The organism is Albidovulum sp. (assembly GCF_008933605.1).
Classification (GTDB): domain Bacteria; phylum Pseudomonadota; class Alphaproteobacteria; order Rhodobacterales; family Rhodobacteraceae; genus Albidovulum.
In genome coordinates, this window is record NZ_WBUS01000134.1 from 1 (window position 1) to 8,352 (window position 8,352).

General features: G+C 68.4%; 12 protein-coding genes. All 12 read left to right on the plus strand.

The genetic code is table 11. The annotated features are described in order from the left end of the window. Window positions 1-468, plus strand: a 468-nt coding sequence (locus F9K34_RS14820) for a protein-tyrosine phosphatase family protein (protein ID WP_291337836.1), incomplete at its 5' end; no start/stop codon positions are given. A gap of 207 nt (window positions 469-675) precedes the next feature. After that, window positions 676-1,131: a group III truncated hemoglobin gene (locus F9K34_RS14825; RefSeq protein ID WP_291337837.1), complete on the plus strand. Its 456-nt coding sequence runs from the start codon at window positions 676-678 to the stop codon at window positions 1,129-1,131. Between the two features lie 15 nt (window positions 1,132-1,146). Continuing rightward, window positions 1,147-1,635: a hemerythrin domain-containing protein gene (locus F9K34_RS14830; RefSeq protein WP_291337839.1), complete on the plus strand. Its 489-nt coding sequence runs from the start codon at window positions 1,147-1,149 to the stop codon at window positions 1,633-1,635. Further along, entirely contained in the window at window positions 1,628-1,966 is a 339-nt protein-coding gene (locus F9K34_RS14835; protein ID WP_291337841.1) for a carboxymuconolactone decarboxylase family protein, read from the plus strand. The genes F9K34_RS14830 and F9K34_RS14835 overlap by 8 nt, the downstream gene beginning before the upstream one ends. Further along, window positions 1,963-2,343 carry a DUF488 domain-containing protein gene (locus tag F9K34_RS14840; RefSeq protein ID WP_291337842.1) on the plus strand — a complete coding sequence of 127 codons (381 nt, stop codon included), beginning with the start codon at window positions 1,963-1,965 and terminating at the stop codon, window positions 2,341-2,343. The genes F9K34_RS14835 and F9K34_RS14840 overlap by 4 nt, the downstream gene beginning before the upstream one ends. After that, complete coding sequence (locus F9K34_RS14845; RefSeq protein ID WP_291337843.1) at window positions 2,340-3,395, plus strand: NAD(P)H-dependent flavin oxidoreductase; 1,056 nt, start codon at window positions 2,340-2,342, stop codon at window positions 3,393-3,395. Before F9K34_RS14840 ends, F9K34_RS14845 begins: the two co-directional genes overlap by 4 nt. Further along, the gene (locus tag F9K34_RS14850; RefSeq protein ID WP_291337844.1) at window positions 3,382-4,116 is read left to right on the plus strand and encodes a 5-formyltetrahydrofolate cyclo-ligase; all 735 of its coding nucleotides are present in this window, start codon (window positions 3,382-3,384) and stop codon (window positions 4,114-4,116) included. Before F9K34_RS14845 ends, F9K34_RS14850 begins: the two co-directional genes overlap by 14 nt. A gap of 249 nt (window positions 4,117-4,365) precedes the next feature. Continuing rightward, entirely contained in the window at window positions 4,366-4,782 is a 417-nt protein-coding gene (locus F9K34_RS14855; protein ID WP_291337846.1) for an RrF2 family transcriptional regulator, read from the plus strand. Between the two features lie 19 nt (window positions 4,783-4,801). Next, a complete protein-coding gene (gene ccoN, locus F9K34_RS14860; RefSeq protein ID WP_291337848.1) occupies window positions 4,802-6,427 on the plus strand; it encodes a cytochrome-c oxidase, cbb3-type subunit I in 1,626 nt (541 codons plus the stop codon). Window positions 6,428-6,431: 4 nt separating this feature from the next. Next, on the plus strand, window positions 6,432-7,160 hold the full coding sequence (gene ccoO, locus F9K34_RS14865; RefSeq protein ID WP_291337851.1) for a cytochrome-c oxidase, cbb3-type subunit II: 729 nt from the start codon (window positions 6,432-6,434) through the stop codon (window positions 7,158-7,160). Beyond that, window positions 7,157-7,318, plus strand: coding sequence for a cbb3-type cytochrome oxidase subunit 3 (locus tag F9K34_RS14870; RefSeq protein WP_291337852.1), 162 nt, complete (start codon window positions 7,157-7,159; stop codon window positions 7,316-7,318). Before ccoO ends, F9K34_RS14870 begins: the two co-directional genes overlap by 4 nt. Then, on the plus strand, window positions 7,311-8,222 hold the full coding sequence (ccoP, locus tag F9K34_RS14875) for a cytochrome-c oxidase, cbb3-type subunit III (protein WP_291337854.1): 912 nt from the start codon (window positions 7,311-7,313) through the stop codon (window positions 8,220-8,222). The genes F9K34_RS14870 and ccoP overlap by 8 nt, the downstream gene beginning before the upstream one ends. The last annotated feature ends 130 nt before the right edge of the window (window positions 8,223-8,352 follow it).

Consider the following 8,352-nt stretch of genomic DNA (forward strand, 5'->3'; position numbering starts at 1 on the left):
GCGCTTGGGGGCGGGAGGGTAGGGCTGTGCCCGATGCCCGGCGCCGTAGGCGGCTACGGCGCGGACCTTGCGAGGATCCTCCACTGGCGCCCGGCCATGGTCGTGACGCTGGCCACCGAGCAGGAGATGGCCGACGCGGGCGCGGCGGGGCTGTCCGCGGCCCTCGCGCGCGACGGCATCGCCTGGCGCCACCTGCCGGTGCCCGACTTCGCGGCGGAGAGCGCTGCGCTGACGCTGGACTGGCGCAACGTCGCGGACAAGGCGTTGGGGCACCTCGCTGCCGGCGGAGGCGTGCTTTTCCACTGCAGGGGCGGCTGCGGGCGGTCGGGAATGGCGGTGATGCGGCTCATGGCTGAGTCGGGCGAGGCGCCGGATGCGGCGCTGGTGCGACTGCGCGGCGTGCGCCCTTGCGCCGTCGAGACCGAGCCTCAGAGGCGCTGGGCGGCGCAGGGGCGCACGCCACGCTGACGGTCATGACCCTCAACGCTGCATCACACCCACCCGGCGGCGGTCCTTGGGACTTCGCCGAGGCGAAGATCGTCATCGAGACCTGACGCGGCCGGTACAATGGCAGGCGCCCGCACTGGTCGCCGATGCGAGTCTCGCAAAATCGGCATTTACAATACCTATTAAGCGATCTAGACTTTGGCGCAGGATCGAAACCACGGGGCCGTCATGCCCGCCTCCGAACCGTCCCTGCCGGACCCCTCCGCCCGGCCCGAGATGACAGCCGCCATCATGTCTCAAACGGGCCTCGACGAGGCCATGCTGCGCAACCTCGTCCATTCCTTCTACGCGCGGGTCCGTGGCGACACCGTACTCGGCCCGGTCTTTGCCGCCCGCATCACCGACTGGGCGCCGCATCTGGAGCGCATGGTCGCCTTCTGGTCTTCGGTCGCGCTGATGACGGGACGCTACCACGGCCGCCCGGTGCCGGCACATACCACCCTATCGATCCAGGGGGTGCACTTCGAACGCTGGCTGCGGCTCTTCCGCGCGACGGCGCAGGAGGTCTGCACGCCAGCGGCCGCGGCCCACGTCGTCGAGCGGGCGGAACGCATCGCCCGCTCTCTCCGCATGGCGGTCGAGGCGGCGCAAGCCGCCCCCGATGCCATTCCCGCCCTTCGCTGAGGAAGGACCGATCCGATGACCGATGTTGCCCCGATCCATGATGCCGGTGCGCTGACCCGTTACATCGAGACCCGCTACCACGCGCGCCACCGCGAACAACTGCCGCCCCTGGCCGGCATGGCCGAGAAGGTCGAGACGGTGCACTTCGGCGACGACAACGTGCCCGAGGGCCTCGCCGGCATCTTGCGACGGATGATCGGAGAGATGGAGGTACACATGAAGAAGGAGGAACTGATCCTGTTTCCCGCCATTCGCAGGGGGGGCGGACAGGGGATCGAGAACCCCATCGCCGTGATGCGCCGTGACCACGACGATCACGCGACCGATGTTGCCGAGATTCGCCGCCTGACCACCGGGCTGACGCGGCCGCAGGGGGCCTGCCGTACCTGGACTTCCCTCTATGCCGGCCTCGACGAGTTCATCACCGATCTCGAGGAACACATGCGGCTTGAGAACGACGTGCTCTTCCCGCAGTTCGAGCCGGGAGGTGTGGCAAATGGCTGATCTTCGTTTTCCGCAGGGAACCCGTGCCCATGCCGAACGGCGCCACGCGCTTGCACCGGAAGCCGACGACGCATTCCGCGCATTCTCAAAGGCCGTCTTCGCGGCGGGTGCCCTCGACGTGCCCACCAAGCAACTCATCGCCGTGGCCGTCGCCCACGTCACGCAATGCCCCTGGTGCATCGAGGGTCATGTAAAGGCCGCACGGCGCGCCGGCGCGAGTGACCAGCAGATCATGGAGGCGATCTGGGTGGCCGCGGAGATGCGCGCGGGTGCGTCCTTCGCCCATTCCATCAAGGCGCTGGACCTGATGATGGGCGATACCGCGGAATGACGAAGGCGCCGGACATCGAGCTCGCCCGGGTCTACGACGACCTTGGCGCGACTCGGGGCGCGCGGTTGCTGGTCGACCGCCTCTGGCCGCGGGGCATCAGCAAGGACGCACTGAAGCTCGACGAATGGATGAAGGATCTCGCGCCGAGCAGCGCGTTGCGCAAGTGGTTCGGCCACGATCCCGACAAGTGGGATGCCTTCGCAAACCGCTATCGCGCCGAACTGGCCGAGTCCCAGGATGCGGTGGAGCGCTGCCTCGCCTGGTGTCGGAAGGGTCCGGTCGTCCTCCTCTACGGCGCAAGGGACCGCGATCGCAATCAGGCGGTGGTGTTGCGGCAGTACCTGCGCGAGCGGCTGGCAAGGGAAGAGGCGACATGACGCTGGGCGACTATCCGTCGCTGCGCACACCGCTTTGCGGCTTGCTGGGTTGCGACGTGCCGATCCTGCTTGCCGGCATGGGCGGGGTAGCACGCTGGGAACTGGCGGCGGCCGTGGCCGAGGCGGGCGGGTATCCGACGCTCGGCATGGTGCGGGAGGCGCCCGCACTGATTGCGGACGAGGTTCAAGCGCTGCGCGCCGCGACCGATCGGCCGTTCGCCGTCAACCTCATCCCGGCTGCCACGGACCCGGCCCTGCTTGATGCCCAGATCGACTGCTGTCTCGACCTGGGCGTCCCGGCGTTCTCCTACTTCTGGGACGTCGTTCCGCGGGCGGTGGCGCGGGTGAAAGCGGCGGGCTGCCTTGTGCTGCACCAGGTCGGAACGATCCGGGCGGCCCGCGACGCCGAGGCCGCCGGGGCCGACGTTCTGATCGCGCAGGGCATCGAGGCTGGTGGCCACGTCCACGGACGCATCGGTGCCTTCGCGTTGGCGACCGCGCTGATGGCGGAGACCCGGCTCCCCGTCGTGGTCTCCGGCGGGATCGCCGACGGCCGGGGATTGGCCGCGGCCCTCGCCATGGGCACCGCCGGTGTGCAATGCGGCACGGCATTTCTCGCGACGGACGAGTCCTTCGCGCATGACTACCACAAGAAACGTCTTGCGGCGGCAGATGCCTCCGACACCGTGCTGACGGACGTCTTCGTGTTGAACTGGCCACGCGGCGCCGCTGTCCGCGTCCTTGCCAACAGCGTGACGGACGCACTCGGAGAACGGCTTCTGGGCCATGACCCCGCCACCCTGCCGCGCGAACCGGTCGCTTGGGACGCCGAGGTGCCGCGCCTCCGTTTCAGCACGGATTCGCCCCTGCGGACGACGACAGGCGATCTGGAGGCCATGGCGCTCTATGCGGGCCAGGGTACCGGGCGCATCGCCGACATCGTTCCTGCGGCTGACCGTTTGCGCCGGATCGCGGCGGAGGCGGAAGCCTTGCTGGGACGCATCCGGCCCGAACGCGGCGGTCACGAGGAGGCGAGGAATGGCGGCAAGTGACGAGGCCGGGGGCCGCTATGCTTCCCCACCCTGCATGGCGGGCGAGGTCGCGCCAGACTATTTCGACCCGCTGGGAGTCGATCCCGAGCAGGCACGCGTTGTGGCGCGCTGGCGCCGGGCCGAGCGGGTGCGGCTGCGCGCCGAGCGCCAGGCGATCAGCGTAGAGGCGCGGCGCGCCGCGGGCGCCGCACTGGCCGACCACCTGCGCGACCATCTTGCGGCACGATTCGGCAGCCTGCGCGGCCGGGTTTTCTCGGCCTACTGGCCGATCACGGGCGAGCCCGACCTGCGCCCGCTGATGCCTGAGATGGATGTGGCCGGCGTGAGGGTCGCGCTGCCTGTGGTCGAGGTGAGACACGCCCCGCTGTCGTTCCGCCGCTGGACGCCCGAGACGCGCCTGGTGCGCGGTGACTGGGACATCCCGGTGCCGCCGCCGGAGGCAGAGTTCATGATACCCGATGTTGCGCTCGCCCCGCTCGTGGGCTGGGATCGCCGGGGCTACCGGCTTGGCTACGGAGGCGGCTACTTCGACTGCACGCTCGCGGGCTTGACTACGCGACCCTACATGATCGGTGTCGGTCTGCTGGCGACCGAGGTCGCGACGATCTGTCCGCAGCGGCACGACGTCCGCCTTGACGCGATCGTGACGGAAGAAGGTGTCCAGGTCACGAACCTGCCCGGGCACGCAGGAGAGACGCTCCAGAAGCCGGGTCCGCCCTGATACGCGCCGCAGCGGGCGCGGTCGTCGCGCTTCGCCCGGCGACTTGCCTGCCTGCCTCACCCGGGCCGGGCGCCAACTTTGGCACGCCCCGCCGACCGCTCCCGCGGGACCGCCGGAGCGATGGAGAGCGGCCTGTCTCGCTCGTGCCGTTGTCGACCGGCATCGAGCCGCCGCAACGGAGCGGCTTGCAATTCGTCGGATATCTGCTAATAGGTATTTCAAATACTGATTAAGGGAGAGCGCCCGAAGATGCGTCTCACATCGTTCACCGATTACGGGCTGCGCATGCTGATGCGCATGGCAAGCGCGCCGGGAACGGCCTTTTCGACCGCTGATCTGGCCGAGGAGTTCGGTCTTTCGCGGAACCACCTGACCAAGATCATGCAGCAGCTTGCCCGCGGCGGGATTGTCGAGACCCGGCGCGGTGGCGGAGGCGGTGCGACCCTTGCCAAGGATCCTGCCAAGGTCCGTCTTGGCGACGTCGTGCGGCTGCTGGAAGACGGGCAGGCCCTGGTCGAATGCTTCGGACCCACGGGCGGCGACTGCACCATCGAGGGCTGCTGCCGGCTGAGGACCCGGCTTCGCCATGCCGAGGCGCGCTTCCTGGAGGACCTCAACAGCTCGACCCTAAGGGACATCGCCCTGCCGGTCAGGGACGCCGCGTGAGGATGGGGAGTGCGGAGATATGACCGGAACGCTGAGCATTCCCGAAAGGCAGGCCGCCCTCGTCCTCTCCGTGCTTCTGGCGCTCCTCGGCCTGGTCATGGCCGCAGCAGCGCGGCACGGCGTCATGGCACTGCACGGTCTGATGGCCCTGTCCCTTGGTGTCTGGCTGGTCTTTCTCGTCGGCGGCGCCCTCTACGATCCGGCGCCCCCTGCGGATCGGAGCCGCCGTTACTACGATGCGCCGACCCGGTTCGGCATCGTGATGACGCTCATCTGGGCAATGATCGGGATGGCCGTCGGCGTCTGGGTCGCGGCCCTTCTCTACTGGCCCGAGGCGACGCCGCTCTGGCCCGCGACCAGCTTCGGAAGGCTCAGGCCCGTCCACACGACCGGCATCATCTTCGGTTTCGGAGGCAATGCGCTGATTGCCACCTCGTTCCATGTCCTGCAGCGCACGTCGCGGGCGCGGCTGGCCGATTCCGTCAGCCCTTGGGTCGTGCTCATCGGCTACAACCTCTTCTGTGCCTGGGCGGTCACCGGCTACCTGATGGGCTCCACCCAGTCCAAGGAATACGCCGAGGCAGAATGGTATGCTGACCTCTGGCTCGTGGTGATCTGGGTCACCTATTTCGTCCTTTACATTCGAACGCTCGCCCGCCGGAACGAACCGCACATCTACGTCGCCAACTGGTATTACATGGCCTTCATCCTGGTCGTGGCGATGCTGCATATCGTCAACAACCTCGCGCTGCCGGTGCGGCTCACAACGGCCGAAAGCTTCCCCATCTGGTCGGGCGTGCAGGACGCGATGGTGCAATGGTGGTACGGCCACAACGCGGTCGCCTTCTTCCTGACCGCCGGATTCCTAGGCATGCTCTACTATTTCCTGCCGGTGCGGTCGGGGCGGCCGATCTGGTCCTATCGCCTCTCCATCGTCAGCTTCTGGGGCATCACATTCTTCTACATCTGGGTGGGATCGCACCATCTGCACTACACCGCGCTACCCTATTGGGCGCAGACGCTCGGCATGACCTTCTCGGTGATGCTCCTGGTGCCCTCCTGGGCCTCCGCAGGCAATGCCATCGCCACGCTGAACGGCGCCTGGCACAAGGTGCGCGATGACGCGACGCTCAGGTTCATGTTCGTGGCGGCGGTGTTCTACGGGCTGTCGACCTTCGAGGGCTCGTTCCTCGCCATCCGGCCAGTGAACTCGCTCAGCCACTACACCGACTGGACGGTGGGTCACGTCCACTCCGGCACGCTGGGCTGGGTCGCCATGATCATCTTCGGCGCGCTCTACACTCTCGTTCCGCAGCTTTCGGGCCGCGAGACGATGGCGTCGCCGCGCGCGGTCGAATGGCACTTCTGGCTCGCCGTCACCGGAACGCTGATCTACGTCGTTTCGATGTGGAACGCCGGGATCACGCAGGGCCTGATGTGGCGGACCTACGACGCGAACGGCGCGCTGGCCTACAGTTTCCTGCAATCGGTCGAGGCGATGGCACCCTACTACCTCCTGCGCACCATCGGCGGCGGATTGTTCCTCAGCGGGGCGGTGCTCTGCGGCTGGAACTGCCGCATGACGATGCGGGCGGCGCGGGGCGAGGCCGGCGACCGCCCGCTTGTCGCGGAGCCGGCGGAGTGAACCGATGCTGAAGCTTCACTACAACCTCGAAAAAGTCTCGATGGGGCTCGTCGGCGCGATCATCGTCGCGGCCTCGATCGGCGGACTGATAGAAATCGCACCGCTCTTCACCATCGACGAAACCGTGGAGGTGCCCGACGATCTGCGCCCGCTGACGCCCCTGGAACTCGCAGGGCGGGAGATCTACATCCGCGAGGGTTGCTATGCCTGCCACAGCCAGATGGTGCGCAGCCTCGCTGACGAGATCGACCGCTACGGTCCCTATTCGCTTGCCGGGGAATCCGCCTACGACCACCCGATGCTCTGGGGATCGAAGCGCACGGGCCCGGATCTTGCGCGCGTCGGAGGCAAGTACTCAGACGCCTGGCATGTCCGCCACTTGGCCGACCCGCGCGATGTGGTTCCCGTGTCGATCATGCCGGCCTACCCCTGGCTCCTGCGACCGCTCGATACCGGCTTCCTGCGGGACGAGCTCTCTGCGCTCGGCCGGCTCGGCGTTCCCTACGACGAGGCGATGATCGCTGCGGCGACGGTCGACGCGGCGGCGCAAAGCCGCCCCGACAGCGCCGGTGCCGACGCGGTGCGCGAACGCTACGGCGAGACGGTGGCGGTTCGGAACTTCGACGGTGATGCCGCCACGCTGACGGAAATGGACGCGCTGGTTGCCTACCTCCAGTCGCTGGGCACCCTGACTTCCGCGCCCGACCGGATCCTCACGGGGGACGGAACATGACCCACGATGTTCTCGTCTACCTGTCCAAGACCGTCGGGCTGATCTGGCTGATGGGGTTCTTCCTCATCGTGGTGATCCGCGCCTACAGCCCGTCGCGCCGCGCGGCGCAAGAGCATGGCGCCCGCTCGGTTCTCGGGGAGGAGGATCGGCATGAGTGAGATCACGGACCCCCGGCAACTGCCCGGCGCCGATCCCCATACCGGGAACCGCGAGGTCGATCCGGTCACCGGCTACGATACCACCGGTCACGACTGGGGCGGGATCAAGGAACTGAACACGGCCTTCCCGAGGATCGTGATCTGGGCACTGGTGCTGACCTTCCTCTATTCGGTGATCGCCTGGATCCTGCTACCCGCCTGGCCGCTCGGTCGTGACTACACGCGCGGGCTTCTGGGCCTCGACCAGGGCGAAATGGCGGTGGCAGGCTACAGGGGCCTCGCCGCCGAGCGCGAGGGCTGGCTCGACCGCTTCGCGGCCGGCGATCTCGCCAGCCTGCAATCGGACAAGGCGCTGATGCGGCTCGCCACGCCGGCGGCCGGGCGGCTCTTCCAGGACAACTGCGCCGCCTGTCACGGCCTGGTCGGCGAGGGTGGGCCCGGCTTCCCCGCGCTGGCCGATGCCGACTGGCTGTGGAGCGGCGATCCTGCCGAGGTCGCCCTGACGATCCGCGACGGCATCAACGCGGGCGACGCGTCGCGTGTCGCCGAGATGCCCGCCTTCGACTGGATGGACCGTGCCGACCGTGACGCTCTGGCGGAATATGTCGCCGCCCTGCCGCAGGGTTCTGCCGATGCCGGAAGCCCCGCGGCCGTGCTCTTCGCCGAGAACTGCGCCGCCTGCCACGGCGACGGCGGAGCAGGCGGGCTCAACCTGGGTGCCCCGTCGCTCACCGATGCCGCGGTGATCTACGGACAGGACGCCGCAACGGTGCAGCAAACCGTCACACGGGGCCGTTCCGGGATCATGCCGGCCTGGGCCGGGCGCTTGTCGGAGGCGGAGATCAACCTGCTTGCGCTCTACGTGACCGTGCTGGCCGCGGCGAAAGACGAGGCGGCGAGATGACGGTGCGGGCGCAGAAGTGGCTGGCGATCGCGGCGGCGGTGGCCGTCGCCGCTGGGTTCGTCGCCGCCAACGCGCACCTGCTGGCGGTGGCCGTCGGCTCGCAGCCCGCCTGCACGGCCCTCGCCGAGGC

Coding starts and splice junctions, on each gene's coding strand:
- F9K34_RS14825 (WP_291337837.1), top strand. CDS start 676: ATGCCCGCCTCCGAACCGTCCCTGCCGGACCCCTCCGCCCGGCCCGAG.
- F9K34_RS14830 (WP_291337839.1), top strand. CDS start 1,147: ATGACCGATGTTGCCCCGATCCATGATGCCGGTGCGCTGACCCGTTAC.
- F9K34_RS14835 (WP_291337841.1), top strand. CDS start 1,628: ATGGCTGATCTTCGTTTTCCGCAGGGAACCCGTGCCCATGCCGAACGG.
- F9K34_RS14840 (WP_291337842.1), top strand. CDS start 1,963: ATGACGAAGGCGCCGGACATCGAGCTCGCCCGGGTCTACGACGACCTT.
- F9K34_RS14845 (WP_291337843.1), top strand. CDS start 2,340: ATGACGCTGGGCGACTATCCGTCGCTGCGCACACCGCTTTGCGGCTTG.
- F9K34_RS14850 (WP_291337844.1), top strand. CDS start 3,382: ATGGCGGCAAGTGACGAGGCCGGGGGCCGCTATGCTTCCCCACCCTGC.
- F9K34_RS14855 (WP_291337846.1), top strand. CDS start 4,366: ATGCGTCTCACATCGTTCACCGATTACGGGCTGCGCATGCTGATGCGC.
- ccoN (WP_291337848.1), top strand. CDS start 4,802: ATGACCGGAACGCTGAGCATTCCCGAAAGGCAGGCCGCCCTCGTCCTC.
- ccoO (WP_291337851.1), top strand. CDS start 6,432: ATGCTGAAGCTTCACTACAACCTCGAAAAAGTCTCGATGGGGCTCGTC.
- F9K34_RS14870 (WP_291337852.1), top strand. CDS start 7,157: ATGACCCACGATGTTCTCGTCTACCTGTCCAAGACCGTCGGGCTGATC.
- ccoP (WP_291337854.1), top strand. CDS start 7,311: ATGAGTGAGATCACGGACCCCCGGCAACTGCCCGGCGCCGATCCCCAT.